This window comes from Halorubrum ezzemoulense DSM 17463 (genome assembly GCF_002114285.1).
GTDB classification, from domain to species: Archaea; Halobacteriota; Halobacteria; order Halobacteriales; family Haloferacaceae; genus Halorubrum; species Halorubrum ezzemoulense.
This window is the reverse complement of the sequence record NZ_NEDJ01000011.1, coordinates 25,655-42,341: the sequence shown is the minus strand read 5'-3', so window position 1 is coordinate 42,341 and position 16,687 is coordinate 25,655. Positions and strand designations below refer to the sequence as shown.

At 70.1% G+C, this 16,687-nt stretch carries 15 protein-coding genes; 2 read left to right on the top strand and 13 right to left on the bottom strand.

Annotated elements, in window-relative coordinates:
- The first annotated feature begins 45 nt into the window (after positions 1–45).
- Entirely contained in the window at positions 46–1,188 is a 1,143-nt protein-coding gene (tatC, locus tag B9H04_RS05195) for a twin-arginine translocase subunit TatC (RefSeq protein ID WP_085682507.1), read from the top strand.
- A gap of 513 nt (positions 1,189–1,701) precedes the next feature.
- On the top strand, positions 1,702–1,857 hold the full coding sequence (locus B9H04_RS18585) for a hypothetical protein (RefSeq protein ID WP_167373085.1): 156 nt from the start codon (positions 1,702–1,704) through the stop codon (positions 1,855–1,857).
- A 39-nt stretch (positions 1,858–1,896) separates the two neighbouring features.
- Here B9H04_RS18585 and argF read toward each other — a convergent pair whose 3' ends face one another.
- From argF to radA, 13 genes are all read right to left on the bottom strand, one after another.
- Positions 1,897–2,796: an ornithine carbamoyltransferase gene (gene argF, locus B9H04_RS05190; protein WP_049932106.1), complete on the bottom strand. Its 900-nt coding sequence runs from the start codon at positions 2,794–2,796 to the stop codon at positions 1,897–1,899.
- Positions 2,797–2,860: 64 nt separating this feature from the next.
- On the bottom strand, positions 2,861–4,042 hold the full coding sequence (locus B9H04_RS05185) for a [LysW]-lysine hydrolase (RefSeq protein ID WP_049932107.1): 1,182 nt from the start codon (positions 4,040–4,042) through the stop codon (positions 2,861–2,863).
- Positions 4,042–5,169 (bottom strand): aspartate aminotransferase family protein, encoded by a 1,128-nt coding sequence (locus B9H04_RS05180; RefSeq protein ID WP_049932109.1) that lies wholly within the window; start codon positions 5,167–5,169, stop codon positions 4,042–4,044. Before B9H04_RS05180 ends, B9H04_RS05185 begins: the two co-directional genes overlap by 1 nt.
- On the bottom strand, positions 5,166–6,134 hold the full coding sequence (locus B9H04_RS05175; RefSeq protein WP_049932111.1) for an acetylglutamate/acetylaminoadipate kinase: 969 nt from the start codon (positions 6,132–6,134) through the stop codon (positions 5,166–5,168). Before B9H04_RS05175 ends, B9H04_RS05180 begins: the two co-directional genes overlap by 4 nt.
- Positions 6,131–7,207, bottom strand: coding sequence for an N-acetyl-gamma-glutamyl-phosphate reductase (gene argC, locus B9H04_RS05170; protein WP_049932113.1), 1,077 nt, complete (start codon positions 7,205–7,207; stop codon positions 6,131–6,133). The genes B9H04_RS05175 and argC overlap by 4 nt, the downstream gene beginning before the upstream one ends.
- Complete coding sequence (lysX, locus tag B9H04_RS05165; protein ID WP_085682506.1) at positions 7,204–8,145, bottom strand: lysine biosynthesis protein LysX; 942 nt, start codon at positions 8,143–8,145, stop codon at positions 7,204–7,206. The genes argC and lysX overlap by 4 nt, the downstream gene beginning before the upstream one ends.
- 79 nt (positions 8,146–8,224) lie before the next feature.
- A complete protein-coding gene (gene lysW, locus B9H04_RS05160; RefSeq protein WP_049932116.1) occupies positions 8,225–8,413 on the bottom strand; it encodes a lysine biosynthesis protein LysW in 189 nt (62 codons plus the stop codon).
- Positions 8,414–8,545: 132 nt separating this feature from the next.
- Positions 8,546–8,710, bottom strand: a complete 165-nt coding sequence (locus B9H04_RS18580) for a hypothetical protein (RefSeq protein ID WP_169714306.1) — start codon at positions 8,708–8,710, stop codon at positions 8,546–8,548.
- Positions 8,707–10,215, bottom strand: a complete 1,509-nt coding sequence (gene argH, locus B9H04_RS05155) for an argininosuccinate lyase (protein WP_049932118.1) — start codon at positions 10,213–10,215, stop codon at positions 8,707–8,709. Before argH ends, B9H04_RS18580 begins: the two co-directional genes overlap by 4 nt.
- Positions 10,216–11,457, bottom strand: coding sequence for an argininosuccinate synthase (locus tag B9H04_RS05150; RefSeq protein WP_049932119.1), 1,242 nt, complete (start codon positions 11,455–11,457; stop codon positions 10,216–10,218). It abuts the gene before it with no gap.
- Positions 11,458–11,817: 360 nt separating this feature from the next.
- Positions 11,818–13,155 carry a glutamate-1-semialdehyde 2,1-aminomutase gene (gene hemL, locus B9H04_RS05145; RefSeq protein ID WP_049932121.1) on the bottom strand — a complete coding sequence of 446 codons (1,338 nt, stop codon included), beginning with the start codon at positions 13,153–13,155 and terminating at the stop codon, positions 11,818–11,820.
- 111 nt (positions 13,156–13,266) lie between these two features.
- Positions 13,267–14,994, bottom strand: a complete 1,728-nt coding sequence (locus tag B9H04_RS05140; RefSeq protein WP_176454938.1) for an ammonium transporter — start codon at positions 14,992–14,994, stop codon at positions 13,267–13,269.
- A gap of 495 nt (positions 14,995–15,489) precedes the next feature.
- A complete protein-coding gene (radA, locus tag B9H04_RS05135; protein WP_049932122.1) occupies positions 15,490–16,521 on the bottom strand; it encodes a DNA repair and recombination protein RadA in 1,032 nt (343 codons plus the stop codon).
- Positions 16,522–16,687 lie beyond the last annotated feature (166 nt).

Genomic DNA, 16,687 nt, shown 5'->3' with positions numbered 1-16,687 from the left:
CCATCCGAAAAGGTTGATAACCGCCCGGTCGCGTAGGGCAACTGAATGGACGACTCGGACCGGCCGCGCGACGACGACTCGGCCGCCGCTGACGGGTCGACCGACGAGGGCGAACCCGAGAGCGACGCCGCCGGAGAGGGCGGCGAGAGCGTCGAGTCCGTCGACGCCGCGTCCGAGAGCGTCGAGTCCGAGGTCGAAGCAGGGGTCGGACCCGAGGTGGACCCTGCCGCGGTCGACGCCGACTCGACCGCCTCCGCTGACGCCGACTCGACCGCCTCCGCTGACGCCGACTCGGCCGCCTCCGCGGCCACCGGCTCCGCGGACGCCGCCGACCCGTCGACTGACGGCCTCCCGGCAACGGACGACGCCCAGAGCCTCGGCGACGGCGGCACGCCGGCGACGACCGCGGACGCACCGACCGCCGACGCCGCCACGGCCGTCGAGGACGAGCCGTTCGAGGGTATCGAAGGGCCGGAGACGGACGAGGAGATGCCGCTGGCCGCGCACATCGAGGAGATGATGCGCCGGCTCGCGGTCGTCTTCCTCATCGGCGGGCTGGCGACGCTCGTCGTCGTCACCGAGTCGACGGAGCTGATCAACTACTTCTGGCGCTACCACATCCCGGCGCCGCTGGCAAACCGCCCGCGGCTGTACGGCCCGCTCGAACTCCCGCTCCCCCGCCTGAAGGTGGCCGGTCTCGCGGGCGTCGTGGTCGGGCTCCCGGCGTTCGTCTACGAGACGTACCGGTTCATGCGCCCGGGACTCTACGAGACGGAGCGCCGCTACTACCTCGCGGCGGTCCCGACGAGCCTAATCTTAGGCGGTGTCGGGATCGCGTTCGCGCACTTCCTCGTGTTGCCCGCGATCTTCTCGTATTTCACCACCTACACCTCCGACGCCGCGACGATCGCCTTCGGGCTCGCGGAGACGTTCAACCTGATCGTCATCATGCTCGCGTTCATGGCGATCGTCTTCCAGATCCCGCTTTTCATCATGCTCGCGATCATGATGAATCTCGTCACCCGGCAGTGGCTGGAGGCGAAGCGGCTGGTCTGCTGGGGGTCGTTCCTCGGGATCGCGTTCCTGTTCAGCCCCGATCCGACCGGGATGGCGCCGATCATCGTGACGCTCACGATGATCGCCCTCTTCGAGGGGACGCTCGCGATACTGCGCTGGACCGGGAACTAGATCCGGTCGGTGCTGTTTCTACCACTGATTGCGGATCGACAGCAGACACCGTCAGCGCCTCAGACGCTCGGTCGTTCGTGAACTGCGGTTCTACGGCGACCGCCTCCCAATCCCCAGCCGCCCGGATCTACGCAGACACCTGCTGATCGCCGACGACACCTCCGAAGCCCTAGCCGCGAGACTCGCGCGCCCTGTTGCGCGCCTCACTCGGTCGCTGACGCTCCCTCGTTGCGGTGCTTACTGCGGCGTGCTTCGGCCTCGCGGCAACGTGGCGCTACGCGCCACGGGCAGCCGGCGGCTTCGCCGCCGGCGACTGCCCCTTCGAGTCCCGCCCCGACCACACGGCGCCGCACCTCACACCGCCCCAGCCTCGCGGTTCACTCCGGGCTCCCTTCGGTCGCCCGTCGCTCACCGCGTCCCTCGCGCGTGCGACTCGCGCCCCGCGGGCGCTCGTCGGCACGCGCCGCCGCTCCGCCGACACGCATTAGTCCGCCGCGGCAGGATCGACTCGGTATGGTCCTCGGCCTCGTCGTTCCGGCAGCTATCTCGTTCGTGTTCGCCGCGGTCGCGGCGTACGTGGGCGCCCTCCGCGCGCTGGAGGTGTACTTCGACCCGAACCAAGACAGCGTCTTCCTCATGGACGACCGCGAGCCGCCGTACCGCCGGTGAGGCCGCGGCAGTTCCGGTTCGGCCCCGCCAGCGGCGCCCTCACGACTCGCCGAGCAGCTCGACGAGCAGCGCGTTCTGCGCGTGCATCCGGTTCTCCGCTTGGTCCCAGACCAATGCCCGGTCGGATTCGAGCACGCCGTCCGTGATCTCCTCGCCGCGGTGCGCGGGCAGGCAGTGCATCACCTTCGCGCCGGTGTCCGCGAGCAGGTCGGCGTTCACCTGGAACCCGTCGAAGGCGGCGAGCTTCTCCTCGCGCTCGTCTTCCTGCCCCATCGAGATCCAGACATCGGTGTAAACGACGTCGGCGCCCTCGATAGCGGTCGCCGGATCAGCCGTCGGCGCCACGTCCGCGCCGAACTCGGCGGCGCGGTCGAACACGTCGGGGTCCATCCCGTAGTCGGCGGGCGTGGCGACCTCCACGTCGACGCCGGCCATCGCCGCGCCGACGACGAACGACTGCCCGACGTTGTTGCCGTCGCCGACCCACGCGACCGTGGCGTCCTCGCCGACCGTCTCCCGGATCGTGAGGAGGTCGGCGAGCGTCTGACAGGGGTGCGCCTCGTCGGTGAGCCCGTTGATCACGGGACAGTCGGCGTACTCGGCGAGGGTCTCCACGTCCTCGTGGTCGAACAGCCGGGCCATCACGCCGTCGACGTACCGGCCGAGGACCCGCGCCGTGTCCTTCAGCGGCTCGCCGTGGCCGAGCTGGATGTCGTCGGGGCCGAGGAACATCGCGTGGCCGCCGAGTCGAGTCATGCCCGTCTCGAAGGAGACCCGGGTGCGCGTCGAGGGTTTCTCGAAGATCATCCCCAGCGTCGCGTCCCCGAGTCGAGGGCCGGTCTCGCCCGCCTTCATCGCGGCGGCGCGGTCGAGCAGGGCGTCCAGTTCGGCGGGCGTCACGTCGTCGATGTCGAGGAAGTCGTCGGTTGCGAGGGGCATCGTTGGTGTGGTGTCGGGTGGTGGTGTCGTTCGAAAACAGTCGGTTTCGGGGAGGTACGTCGGGTTACAGTCGCTCGCGGCAGACCTCGGTCAGCACGCGCACGGCGCGGTCGAGGTCGGGTAGCGGGAGCCGCTCGTCGGGCGCGTGGTCGAGGTCGGAGTTCCCGGGCCCGTAGGTGACCATCGGGCAGTCCCACGCGGCCGCGAAGAGGTTCATGTCGCTCGTGCCGGTCTTCCGGAGCAGGCGCACGTCGCCGCCCGCGGACCGGATCGCGACGCGGAACGCCCGCGCGAGGTCGGTCCGCGGACTCTCCATCACGGGCGGCATCGGCTCGCCCCAGCGGACGGTGCCGGTCGACAGCTCCGCCTCCGCGAGCTCGTGGATCTCGTCGACCGGCCGCGACGGCGGGATCCGCAGCTGGACGTCCACCGTCGCCTCCACGGCGAGGCCGTCGTCGCTCAGGCCGCCGTCGACCGAGATGGGCTTGGTCGTCACCTGGTCGAACACGGCGGTCTCCGCGTCGTCCGGCGTGAACGCCTCCTCGACGCCGTGCCACCAGTCGATCGCGTGCTGGATCGCGTTCGGCTCCGGCCGCGAGGAGTGGCCCGACTCGCTGGTGTTCACGTACGTCCCCTCGAGCAGGCCGCGGTAGCCGAGCGTGATCCCCTGCCAGCCCGACGGCTCGCCGTTGACCACCGCCTCCGGCGCGTCGCGGTCGCCGATGAGGTGGCGCGCGCCGCTGGAGTCGACCTCCTCGCGGACGACGCCCGCGAAGGAGACGCCGGTCTTCACCGCGGCGACCGCCATCGAGACGAGCGGTCCGGTCGCGTCGACCGACCCACGACCCCACAACACGGGGTCGCCGGGGTCGCCGACGCGGACGTCGGAGGGCTCCGGCAGCTCGTCCTCGGACGGCGCGGGCCGCACCTCGACAGGGATGTCGCCGGGGACGGTGTCGACGTGCGAGGTGAGGAGCACGGCGTCGTTCGCCGGGGCGCGGACGTTGCCGACCTCGTCGATCCACGCCTCCCGGCCGTTCGCCTCGAAGAAGTCGACGAGGCGCTCGGCCGCCCGCTCCTCGTTGCGCGACGGCGAGGGGATCGAGACCATGTCGTACAGCAGCTTCCGGGCGGGCGTGTCGCAGGCCGCGGGGTAGCCGCCGCCGGCGACGACGTCGGTGCCGCCGGCCGCGGCGTCGTCGGCCGCCTCGCCGCCCTCCCGATCCTGTTCCTTGCCGGCCGCCATCAGCCGACCACCTCGGCTATCGCGTCGACGACGGCGTCGGCGTGCTCGCGCTCGATCGTCAGCGGCGGCAGCAGGCGCAGCACGGTCCGCCCCGCCGGCAGCGCGAGGATCTGGTGGTCGATGGCGAGGTCGCGCAGCAGGCGGTTCGACCCGCGGCGCACCTCGATCCCGACCATCAGCCCGTCGCCGCGCACGTCGCGCACGTCGTCGCCGAGGCGGTCGCGGAGCTCGCTGCGGAGGTAGTTCCCGACCGCCTCGGCGTGGGCCGGGAGGTCCTCGCGCTCGATCACGTCGAGGGTGGCGCCCGCCGCGGCCGACACCACGGGCCCGCCGGAGAACGTCGAGCCGTGGTCGCCCGAGTCCTCGGCGATCCAGTCGCGACACAGCGTCGCGCCGATCGGGAGCCCGCTGCCGAGCCCCTTCGCGGTCGTGAGGATGTCCGGTACCACGTCGTGGCGGTCGGCGGCCCACATGTCTCCGGTGCGCCCGAGCCCGGTCTGGATCTCGTCGAGGATCATCGCCGCGCCGGAGGTGGCGGTCGCGACGCGGACAGCCTGAAGGTACTCGGTCGGGACGGGGTTGATCCCGCCCTCGCCCTGGAGCGGCTCCAAGATGACCGCGGCGGTGTCCTCGTCGACCGCCTCGCGCATCGCCTCGGCGTCGCCGTACTCGACGAACTCGACGCCGCCCGCGAGCGGGCCGAACCCGTCCTTGTACTTGTCCTTCCACGTCGTCGCGAGGGTCCCCATCGTCCGGCCGTGGAACCCCTGCGTGGTCGCGATTATCTTCTCGCGGCCCGTCGCGTGCCGGGCGAACTTCAGCGCGGCCTCGTTCGCCTCCGTCCCGGAGTTACAGAGCCAGACGTTGTCGACGTCGACGGGCGCGACCTCGGCCAACCGCTCGTACAGCGCCGTCCGCGCCGCGTGCGGGTACGACGCCTGGACGTACAGCAGCTCCTCCAGTTGGCTCGTCGCGGCGTCGACGACCTCCGGGTGGCAGTGGCCGACCGGCGTACAGGCGTAGCTGGCCCCGAAGTCGAGGTACTCCGTGCCGTTCGTGTCGGTGAGGTGTACCCCATCTCCCGAGGCGATCCCGATCGGCTTCTCCGAGAAGACGAAGCCGCTCACGCGGTCTCACCTCCGTCGGGCTCGGCGGGTCCGCTGTCGCCGTCCGCCTCTCCGGTTTGGCCGTCCGCCGCCTCGTCGTCTCCCCCCGCTGTTCCGTCGCCGCCGAGCGCCGCCCGCTCGATTGTCGTCCCCTCGCCGCCGAGCGCGGCGACGACCGGGTCGCGGACGTTGGCGTCCGCGATCACGACGCGGCCGGCTCCGCCTTCGAGCGCCTCTCTCGCGGCCATCACCTTCTTGCCCATGAACCCCTCGCCCGCGTCCTCGACGGCCGCCAACTCGTCGGGCGTCGCGGCCGCGTCGATGCGCGTCTCGGGGTCGTCCGGGTCGGCGTACACGCCCGCCACGTCGGTCAGGAGGACGAGGTCGGCGTCGAGCGCGCCCGCGACCGCCGCGGCCGCGCGGTCGGCGTCGGCGTTGACCGCCGTCACCTCGCCGTCGCCCTCGTCGCCCGCAATCGGCGGCGAGACGACCGGCGTGTAGCCGCCGTCGAGGAGGTCGGCGAGGAGGTCGGCGTTCACCGACTCGATCCGCCCGGAGTGGTCGCCGCGCCGGATCTTCCGCTTCCCGTCCTCGACGACGCGGACCGCGGACTTACGCGGCCCGGCGAGGAGGCCGCCGTCGACCCCGGAGAGGCCGACCGCGTCGACTCCGGCCGAGCGGAACTGTGCCGTCAGTTCGGTGTTGAGCTTGCCGGCCATCGCCATCGCGAACGCCTCCATCGTCTCCGCGTCGGTGAACCGCCCGGTGACGCCCGAGGCGGACTCGACGTAGTCGGGCTCGATGCCGAGCCGTTCGAGCGTCTCGTCGACGACCGTCGAGCCGCCGTGGACGACGACGACGGGGCGCCCGTTGGCCGCGAGGTGCGCGACGTCGCCGACCGCGCCTGCCGGGTCGACCGCCTTCGCGCCGCCGACCTTGACGACGACGGGCGGCTCGGCCGCCGGTTCGGAACCACTCCCCGTCACGGCGAACCCACCGGGTGGAGCCCGTCGAACTCGAGGCCCGCCGTCTCGGGCAGTCCGAGGGCGACGTTCGCCGCGTGGACCGCCTGCCCGGCGGAGCCTTTCATCATGTTGTCGATCGCCGAGAAGACGACCATACGGCGGTTGCCGGGGTCGAGCTCGAAGCCGACCTCGCCGTGGTTCGTCCCGGCGACCGCCTTCGGCTCGGGGTAGCGGTAGACGCCGCCCCCGCCCGAGACGATCCGCTCGAACGGTTCGTCCGCGTAGGCGTCGCGGTACGCGCCCCAGAGGTCCCCCTTCGAGACCGGCTCGTCGGGGAAGACGTGACACGTCGCGCTCGCGCCGCGGACCATGTCGACCGCGTGGACCGTGAAGGAGACGGAGAGTCCGATGTACGCCTCTATCTCCGCCTCGTGGCGGTGGCCGGTCGGGGCGTACGGGCGCACGACGCCCGAGCGCTCCGGGTGCGAGGAGGCCGCGCCGCCGCCCGCGCCGCCCTCCGAAGAGCCGACCTTCACGTCGACGACGACCTCGCCGCTCTCGGGACCGAGCGCGCCGGCGTCGACGAGGGGCTTCAGCCCGAGGATCGTCGCGGTCGCGTTACAGCCCCCGCCGGCGATCAGGTCGGCGCCGGGGAGGTTCCCGCGGTTGATCTCCGGGAGCGCGTACTCCGCGCGCTCCAAGTACTCCGGCGACTCGTGCCCGTCGTACCACTCGTCGTAGGCGTCGGCCTCGGGGAGCCGGAAGTCCGCCGAGAGGTCGACCACGGTGTCGGCGGCCTCGGTGAACTCGTCGATGCGTTCCATCGAGACGCCGTGCGGCGTCGCCGCGAACAGCACGTCGACCGATTCGAGGTCTTCGGGGTCCGAGAAGCGAAGGTCGAGCCCGCGCAGGTTCGGGTGCGAGCGCCCGACGGTCATGTTGTCGGCCGACCGCGAGGTCGCCTGGACGACCTCGAAGTTCGGATGGCCGGCGAGGAGCCGCAGCAGCTCGCCGCCGGTGAACCCGGTGCCGCCGACGACGCTGGCGGTGTAGGCGTCGGCGGCCGCGCCGCTGTCCTCGGCGTCTACGGTCACGCGTCGGCCCCCGCGACGGCTCCGTCGGCCAGCTCGGTCGCCTTCGCCTCCAGCCAGTCGACGACCCGCGCCGGGACGTCGACGTCGGTGGCCGCGTCGAGCGCCTTGAACTCGACGGTGTGGTTCACCTCGTGGACGGTATAGTCGTCGGCCGCGCCGTCGCCGTCTGCGCCGACGCCGGTCTCGGCGGTGTCCGATTCCGCCTCGACTCCCACCTCCATCAGGTCGACGCCGAGCATACCGCCGCCGACGGCCTCCGAGGCCTTCTCGACGAGTTCGGTCGCGCGTTCGTCGAGCTCGAACGGCTCCGTCTCGCCGCCCTTCGCGGCGTTCGTGGGCCAGTGGTCCGAGGAGCGCGTCATCGCCGCGACCGGCTCGCCGTCGACCGCCAGCACGCGGATATCGCGGCCGGGCTTGTCGACGAACTCCTGGACGTAGAACACCTTGTGCTCGTAGTGGCCGAGCGTCTCCTTGTGTTCCAAGATCGCTTCGGCGGCGTTCCGCGAGTCGATCTTCGCCATCAGCCGCCCCCACGAGCCGGTCACGGGCTTGAGGACGCACGGGTAGCCGAACGACTCGATCGCCTCTAGGGCGGCCTCCGTCGTGAACGCGACCTCCGTCGCCGGGGTCGGCACGTTCGCCTCGGCGAGCGCGAGCGAGTTCTTCGCCTTGTCGGCGCAGACGTCGCCCGTCTCCGGGCCGTTCACCACGGGGACGCCGTAGCTGTCGAGGAACCGCGTCGCGTACAGCGACCGGCTCGTCGACAGGCAGCGGTCGACCACGAGGTCGAGGTCGTCGACGGCGGCCGTCGTCGAGTCCAGGCCGAACCGCTCCTTGCGCACGTCGATCTTCGCCACGTCGTGGCCCCGCTCGCGGAGCTCGCCGAGCAGGAGCTTCTCGTCTTTCCGGATCCGCGAGTAGAGGACGCCTACGCGCACGCCGATTCCCCTCCGTTCGGGTCGGTGTTCACGCGCATGTCGACCACTCGGGTGTCGCGGCCGCGGCGGTCGTCGCCATCTACTCGCCCCAGTCCTCCTCGAGCTCTGGCGCCTCCTCCAAGACGACCGGGTCGAGCGAGATGACCTCCAGCTCGGTCCCCGTGACCGGACTGTCGATGATCTCGCCGACCTCCACGTCGGCCGGGATCTCGATTTCCTCGCCCGCGATCGGGTCTTCCGCGGTCAGCGTGTCGGTGTCGCTTGTCATCGTACTCCACTCTGGGTGACTCGATACCATAAATCTTCCGAACTTACCAAAAAACATACACTAGCCAAAGCACCGGCTATCGGTTCGAGAGCGGCCGAATGCGCCCGGACGAACCGGACTATCAGATCCTAGTTACTTGTTCGTCCCCTCGCGGAGACGAGTTCGCGACCGGGGGTCGTCGGTCGACCCCCGGTCGCGGCGGTCGTCGCAGTCGGTCCGGCTGCGGCGGTCGGTTCGGCGGCGGCGGCCGGTTCGGTGTCCGCCCGCGGCGACCCCCGCGGTCGGTCCCGCGATCACTCATACGTCGCCACCTCCGCGTCGAGCGCCTCGGCCGCCGCCGCCAGCGCCTCGCGGCGGTCGTCGAGCGCCGTCGCGTCCGCGTCGATCCCTGCGGTCGCGGCCGTCAGGTCCGCCGCGACCGCCTCCGGCGCGGGGCCGCCCGCGGAGTCGCGGCTCGCGACGCTCGCGGCCGGATCGAGGACGCGTTCCACCTCGTCGCGGGACACGCGCTCGAAGAGGGACTCGCCCAGTACCGCCTGTGCGGCCTCGTCAACTTTTGCGGCGGCGGTCGCTGGGTCGTCGCCGTCTCCGACCGCGGGGGCGGCGCTCGCGACGATCTCGTGGGCGGTCCGGAACGGGAGGCCCGCCATCGCGAGCAGGTCGGCGACCCCCGTGGCCGTCGAGAACCCCTCGCCCGCGGCGGCCGCGAGCGCGTCCGCGTCCCACTCGGCGGTCGCGACCGCGCCCGCAGCGATCTCGGTCGCTTCGCGCACGTCGCCGGCGATATCGAAGACGCTCGCGTGGGCGCGCTGGAGGTCGCGGTTGTACGCCCGCGGCAGCCCCTTCAGGAGGCTCAACGTACCGGTCGCCTCCCCGATCGCGTCGCCCGCGACGCCGCGGGTCAGCTCCAGCGTGTCGGGGTTCTTCTTCTGGGGCATGATCGACGAGGTCGAGGCGTACGCGTCCGCCAGCTCGAGGACCCCCTTGTTCGAGAAAACGATCAGGTCCTCGGCGAGCCCCGATAGCGTCGTCGCGAGCGTCGCGAGCGCCGTCGCCGTCTCCGCGAGGAAGTCGCGCGCCGAGGCGGCGTCCATCGAGTTGCGGACCGTCCCGTCGAAGCCGAGCAGCTCCGCGGTCCGGTCGCGGTCGACGTCGAACGGCGTCCCGGCGAACGCGGCCGCGCCGAGCGGCGACCGGTTGACGCGGTCGTACGCGTCCAGGAGCCGCTCCGTGTCGCGCGCGAGCCCGCCCTCGTACGACAGCAGGTAGTGCGCGACCGTCGTCGGCTGTGCCGGCTGGAGGTGGGTGTACCCCGGCATCACCGTCTCCGCGTGTTCCTCGGCGACCTCGACGAGCGCCTCCCGGGCGGCGACGGTCGCCTCGGCGGCGTCGAGCAGGTCCTCGCGCAGCCGGTACCGGATACACGTCGCCACCTCGTCGTTGCGCGAGCGGGCGGTGTGCATCCGGCCGCCGTCCGGGCCGACCCGGTCGATGACGGCGGTCTCGATCGCCTCGTGGACGTCCTCGCCGTCCGGGAGCGCGCCGTGGCCGGCGGCCTCCACCTCGTCGAGCGCGGCGAGTATCTCGCCCGCGACCCCGCCGTCGACGATCCCCTGTTCGGCGAGCATCACCGTGTGCGCCCGGTCGACGGCGAGGTCCGCCTCGAAGATTGCGGCGTCGGCCGCGAGGCTCGACAGGAACTCGCGGGCGGGTCCGCCGCTGAAGCGCTCGCGCCGGACGGCGGTGTCGTCACCGCCGGCCGCCTCGTCCGCGTCGCTCGCGTCGGGATCGTCGTCGGTCATCTAGTTATCGTCCGCGTCGGACCCGTCCGTCTCGCCGGACCCGTCCGTCGCGAGCTCGGGCTTCGAGACGCTCGCCTTCACGTCGTTGGCGAGGCGCTCCTGGAGTCCGTGGTACTTCGCGACGCCCGTCGCGTCCGACTGGGCGATGCCGGCGACGTCCTCGGTGTTGAACGAGGCCATCTCCTCGGAGTAGACGGCGTACTCGGAGTCGCGGGCGACGACGCGGCAGTCGCCGCCGGACACCTTCACGGTCGCCGTGCCGGTCACCACGTCCTGCGTCTCGTCGACGAAGGCGTTCAGCGCGTCGACGACGGGCGCGAACACGAGCCCCTCGTACGCCTTCTCCGACCACTCCTGCTCGATCCCCTTCTTGAACGAGCGCTCGTTCTTCGTCAGGACAAGATCTTCGAGTGCCTGGTGGGCCGTCAGCAGGACCGTCGCGGCCGGGTGCTCGTAGTTCTCGCGCACCTTCAGCCCGAGCATGCGGTCCTCCATCACGTCGGTGCGGCCGACGCCGTACCCCCCGGCGTGCTCGTTGAGGTGCTGGATGAGCGGCACGGGGTCCATCGCCTCGCCGTCGACGGCGACGGGGATCCCCTCCTCGAACGTCACCTCGATGGTGGTCTCGCCCTCCGGCTCGGCGGTCCACTCGTAGATGTCCTCCGGCGGCTCGTAGTTCGGGTTCTCCAGCTTCCCGCCCTCGACCGCGCGCGACCAGATGTTCTCGTCGATGGACCAGACGCCGCCGTCGCCGGCCTCGACGGGCAGGTCCTTCTCCGCGGCGTAGTCGATCTCCCACTCGCGGGTGAGGCCGAGTTCGCGCACGGGGGCGATCACTTCAAGATCGGAGCCGCGCCAGACGGCCTCGAACCGGAGCTGGTCGTTCCCCTTCCCCGTACAGCCGTGGGCGATGGCGTCACAGCCCTGCTCCTCGGCGACGCCGAGGATCGCCTCGGCGATGACCGGGCGCGCGAGGGCGGTCCCGAGCGGGTAGCCCTGATAGCTGGCGTTGGACTTCACCGCGTCGAAACAGAGGTCCGCGAACTCATCCTTCGCGTCGACGACGTGGATGTCGAGCCCCAGCGCCTCGGCGGTCTCCTCGGCCTCGTCGAACTCCTCGGTGGGCTGGCCGACGTCGACGTTCACGCCGATGACCTCATCGTAGCCGTACTCCTCTTTCAGCAGCGGTACGCAGACCGTGGTGTCGAGTCCCCCGCTGAACGCGAGTGCAACGCTCGTCATTACCAGAGTACACCCGGCCTACGGTCTTAAATTCAGTGGTTTCGGGATTGTAAGAAAAAGACAGCGCGGCCGCTCGCGGTGACGATAGTCGAGACTCTCCGGAACGGAACGGCGCGAACGCGACGAGGGATGAAGATTACTGGCCCGAAGGGCCTCGTCGTCGCGCCGCGCCGGAAGCCGGTCGCGGCGGTCGGACGTCTCGTCGCGGTCGCAGGGCTCGTCGGCCTCGGAGAAGGGAGGCGTCGAGACGAGCCACTGCGGTCATCGCGTGTATGTACCGATCTCCGATATAAAACTGTTCCGCACCGCCCGGCGCGCGCAAGGTTTGCCGGACGGCCCGGAGATCGCCGGTCGCCCGGTCTACAGCGCCTCGCGGTACGCTTCGAGCGTCGTCTCGACGTCCTCCTCCGTGTGCGCGTAGGAAGTGAACTGACACTCGTACTGGTTCGCGGTGAGGAACACGCCTCGATCTTTCATCTCCTGCCAGAACACCCGCTCCCAGCGGTCGGTCGCAGCGTCGGCCACGTCGGCGCCCGTCTTCGGGCACGAGTCGTACCGGGCGCAGTCCGGGTCCTGCCGACAGCCGCCCGCGCAACAGGCGTCGACGTCGTCCGGCGCCTCGCGGGTGAACACCGTCTTGAACATCGAGTCGGTGCCGACGACGGTGTACTCCGGCGCGCGCTCGGCGCAGATCTCGGCGATCCCCTCCCGGAGCTGCCGACCGAGGCGGTTGACGTGCTCGTACACGTCGTTTTCGGCCGCGTACTCCAGCCCGGCCTTCCCGGCGGCCATCGTCACCGGGTGCCCGGAGAAGGTGCCGGACTGGAACACCTCGCCAGCGGGCGTGAACCCCTCGATGATCTCCGCTTTCCCGCCGATCGCGCCGACCGGGAAGCCGCCGCCGATGATCTTCCCGAACGTCGTCACGTCGGGGGTGACGCCGAACTTCGACTGGGCGCAGCCGAGGCCGCCCACCCGGAACCCGGTGATCACCTCGTCGAAGATCAGTAGCGAGCCGTGGTCGTCACAGAGGTCCCGCAGCGTCTCGTGGTAGCCGTCGACGGGCATCACGATCCCCTTGTTGGCGAGTATCGGTTCGACGATCACGGCCGCGATCTCGTCGCCGTGTTCCGCGAACACCTCCTTCGCCGCCTGCGGGTCGTTGAACGGGATCGGCAGGGTGTGCTCGGCGAACGCCTCCGGGATCCCCGCCGTCGACGGGTGCGCGTCGCCCGGCGACCCTTCCACGAGCGTCGACTCCTGCGCGCCGTGGTAGCCGCCCCGCATCACGACGATCTTGTCGCGGTCGGTGTGGCCGCGCGCCAGTCGGACCGCCGAGACGGTCGCCTCCGTGCCGGAGTTGACGAAGCGGATCGACTCGACGCTCGGGACGTGCCGCGCCACGAACTCGGCGTGTTCGACCTCGATCTCCGTGGGCGCGCCGTACATCGGTCCCTCCGCGACGTGCGACTGGACCGCCGCCTCCACCGGGTCGGGCAGGTCGTGGCCGTAAAGGAGGGGGCCGTACCCCATCACCCAGTCGACGTAGCGGTTCCCGTCGGCGTCGATCACGTGGCCGCCGTCGCCGCGCTCGACGAAGAACGGGTGCGGCATCGTCGCCCGGACCGAAGAGTTGACGCCGCCCGGCATGACCGACAGCGCGCGGTCGTACAACTCGCGCGAGCGCTCGTGGTTCATACCGACCGGTTGGGTCGGCGGGCTGAAAGTAGTTGCCGAACCGCCGTCACGCCCGCCCGAAAAAAGTCCGTCCGTCGATCCGTGCGCGGTGTCTGCCCGCCGGGAGCGTCGCTACACCGCCTCCGTTCCGGTCGCACCGGTGCGGACTTGGAGCGCGTCCTCCACCGGCATGATGAACACCTTGCCGTCGCCGGCCTCGCCGGTCTTCGCGGCGTCGGCGATGGCGTCCGCGACCTCGTCGGCCGGGATGTCGGCCACGACGACCTCGACTTTCACCTTCTGGTGGAGATCGACGGTGAACTCCTCGCCGCGCCACTGGCCCTTCTTCGCGGGCTGGCTGCCGCGACCGGAGACGTTCGTCACCGTCAGCGAGGGGGCGTTGATCTCCGCGAGCGCCTGCTTGATGTCTCCGAGCTTGTCGGGGCGGACGACCGCCGTGACCATCTTGATGTCCGTGCCGGCCGCCGCGCCGCCATCGGCCCGGGGAGACTCCCCATCGGACTCGGTCGTGTCGATCACCGACGGGCCGCCGTCGGTCGCGACGCGGTCGCCGCCGAACTCGGGGTAGGTCTCGACGCCGTGTTCCGAGATGTCGAGGCCCTCCTGTTCGTGCTCGGCGGTGACGCGCGCCTCGCCGGCGAGCTTGAGCACGTACCAGACCGCACCGGTTGCGGTGATCGTCCAGCCGCCGATGATGACCACGCCGACGAGCTGAGCGACGAAGTGGGCGCCGATGCCCGCGCTGAGCTGACCCGGTGCGGCGACGAACGGGAAGAGGAGCGTCCCGAGAACGCCAGCACTCCCGTGAACCGGGAACACCGCGCAGACGTCGTCGATCTTCAGGTTGTCCGAGACGAACTCGAAGACGATCGGGAGCTGCGCGCCGGCGAGCCCGCCGACGACGACGGCGCCCCACCATGCCGTGGTGTCGGGGATTGCGGTGATGCCGACGAGCCCGGCGAGCAGGCCGTTGGCGACGTAGAGGGTGTCGACCTTCCCGGTCTTCGCCCAGACGACGAGCGCGGCGCCGATCCCGCCGGACGCCATCGCGATCGTCGTCCCCATCGCGACGAGGTTGAGCGTCAGCGTGTTGAACACGCCGCCGCTGACCACCGACGCCGTGCCGACGTTGAAGCCGTACCAGCCGAACGCGAGGACGAGCGTCCCCAGCACGGCGAACGTCAGCGAGTGACCGGGGATGACGTTCGTCGAGCCGTCCTTCCCGTAGCGGTCCATCCGCGGCCCGAGGATGGCCGCGGCCGTGAGGCCCGCGATGCCGCCCATGCCGTGGACGATCATGCCGCCGGCGAAGTCGTGGAACGCGGTGCCCGTCAGCTGTGCGACGAGCCCGTCACCGGAGGCCGACCACGTGAAGGCGATGACCATCGGGTAGATGACCGCGGCCAGGAGGAACGTGTAGGTGACGTACGCGCGGAGCTTCGCGCGACCCGCGACCGCCCCGGAGACGATCGTCGCTGCGGTCATCGCGAACACCGCGCCGTAGAGCCAGTTGACGTAGGGACCGACCACGCCCGACTCGACGGCGAGTTCGCCGCCGGAGTACAGCGATCCCGCGGCGGAGGCGATCCCCGACGACCCGTTCACGAGGCTCGTGAACGCCGTGCCGATGAGGAAGAACACCGCCACCCCGACGCTCCACGTCAGGAGGTTCTTCGTCAGCTGGTTGGCGACGTTCTTCGACCGCACCTGCCCGGCCTCCAGCATGGCGAAGCCGGCGTGCATGAAGAAGATGAGGAACGTCACGACGAGGATCCACGTCCCGTTCATCGCGGACGCGAACGTGCTCGGATCGATCGTGGCGAGGACGCCGCCCGTCACAATTCATCCACCTCTACTGAACGCTCGTCCGATTCAAACCGTGCTTCGCTCGTGTTCATGTGCTGAATCACGTTTCGATTTCCGGGAACGCCTATACATAAACGTTAGAGTTGAGTTTCACAAAAAACACGGTTGATAATACGGCGGTCGTCCGATATAAGGACGTGGCTATGGAATATAAGGACGTTTTTCTCGCGGTTCCGCCGCAATTGTTGCGCTCGAACTCGACGGTCGTTGTGTAGCTCAGCTATCTATTTCGGCGTGATCCGTCGCCGAGCGGCGTTCTCGGGGCGGGCGCGGTCCCCTCTGGCGAGTATTGCCGCACCGCCGTCCCGCGCTTGGGCGTCGGACGGGCTCTCCGTCCCGAATTCGGGTCGTTCCGGCCTCGTCGGCAGAAGTAGACGTTTGTCAACCCGTCTCGCGGTTCCTCGACGGAATCGATATCTCGGCGGTGTCAGACTGCCCTCTCCGCCGACCGATGTCCCGGAAACACCGTTATTCCGGCTTCAGACCCTCGTTCTGGACGCGCATCACGGCCTCGCCGTCGGCGAGGTTCGGCGCGTCGACGAGGCGGACGATCCGCTTGTCGCCCTTCGACTTGCGGAGGTACATCCGGAACGTGGAGGCGTGTCCGAGGATGTTGCCGCCGATCGCCTGCGTCGGGTCGCCGAAGTACGAGTCGGGATTCGACGCGACCTGGTTCGTGACGAGGATGGCGGTGTTGAACAGGTCGCCGATCCGCATCAGGTCGTGGAGGTGTTTGTTGAGCTTCTGCTGGCGATCCGCAAGCTCGCCCCGACCGACGTACTCCGCGCGGAAGTGCGCGGTGAGGGAGTCGACGCAGACGATCCGGATCGGCCATTCCGTCTCCTCGTGTTCGCCGGCCAGCTCCTTCGCCTTCTCGGCGAGCAGGATCTGGTGGTTGGAGTTGAACGCCTTCGCGACGTGGATCTGGTCGAGGAACGCTTCGACGAGCTCTTCGAGCGCCTCCTCGTCCGAGGGCGTCCCCTCGATCTCGCGGCGCTCCATCTCGTCGGCGAGGATCTCGTCGTCGAGCCCGCGGACCATGTCGTCGATCCGCTCCGGTCGGAACGTGTCCTCGGAGTCGACGAAGATACAGCCGCCGTCGAGGCCGCCGTTCTCCGGCTCTAGCTGGACGTTGACCGCCATCTGATGGGTAACCTGTGACTTCCCGGACCCGAACTCGCCGTACACCTCCGTGATCGACTGCGTCTCGATGCCGCCGCCGAGCAGGTCGTCCACCTCGTCGATCTGCCAGGAGAGCTTGCCGATCTCCTGGCGGCGCTCCAGCACGCTCGCGCCGGTCTCGAAGCCGCCGACGTCGGCGGCGTCGCGGGCGGCGTTGATGATGTCGGCGGCGGACGACTCGCCGATGTCGGCCGTGTTCGACATCTCGCCGGGGCTCGCGACGGCGATCGACTGGTAACTCTCGAATCCGTTGTCCACGAGCTTGTCCGCGGTTGCCGGGCCGACGCCGGGGAGGTCCTCGAGTTCGTCTTCAGGCATGTACACAGTGCTTGTTTGCCATCCCGTATAAAGACTGGTTTACACCCGAGTGAAAGTGAAGTTCGCCGAGCGTCACCGCTCGGTCGCGGTTCGCTATCTCTCGAAAGCGTTCGTCGGAGCGGCCCGCTCCGTCGCGCGGTGAAACTGGTCGAGGGGTCAGGGGCGA

Coding starts and splice junctions, on each gene's coding strand:
- hemL (WP_049932121.1), bottom strand. CDS start 13,155: ATGAACCACGAGCGCTCGCGCGAGTTGTACGACCGCGCGCTGTCGGTC.
- tatC (WP_085682507.1), top strand. CDS start 46: ATGGACGACTCGGACCGGCCGCGCGACGACGACTCGGCCGCCGCTGAC.
- B9H04_RS05185 (WP_049932107.1), bottom strand. CDS start 4,042: ATGGCGGCCGGCAAGGAACAGGATCGGGAGGGCGGCGAGGCGGCCGAC.
- lysW (WP_049932116.1), bottom strand. CDS start 8,413: ATGACAAGCGACACCGACACGCTGACCGCGGAAGACCCGATCGCGGGC.
- argH (WP_049932118.1), bottom strand. CDS start 10,215: ATGACCGACGACGATCCCGACGCGAGCGACGCGGACGAGGCGGCCGGC.
- B9H04_RS05150 (WP_049932119.1), bottom strand. CDS start 11,457: ATGACGAGCGTTGCACTCGCGTTCAGCGGGGGACTCGACACCACGGTC.
- B9H04_RS18585 (WP_167373085.1), top strand. CDS start 1,702: ATGGTCCTCGGCCTCGTCGTTCCGGCAGCTATCTCGTTCGTGTTCGCC.
- radA (WP_049932122.1), bottom strand. CDS start 16,521: ATGCCTGAAGACGAACTCGAGGACCTCCCCGGCGTCGGCCCGGCAACC.
- argF (WP_049932106.1), bottom strand. CDS start 2,796: ATGCCCCTCGCAACCGACGACTTCCTCGACATCGACGACGTGACGCCC.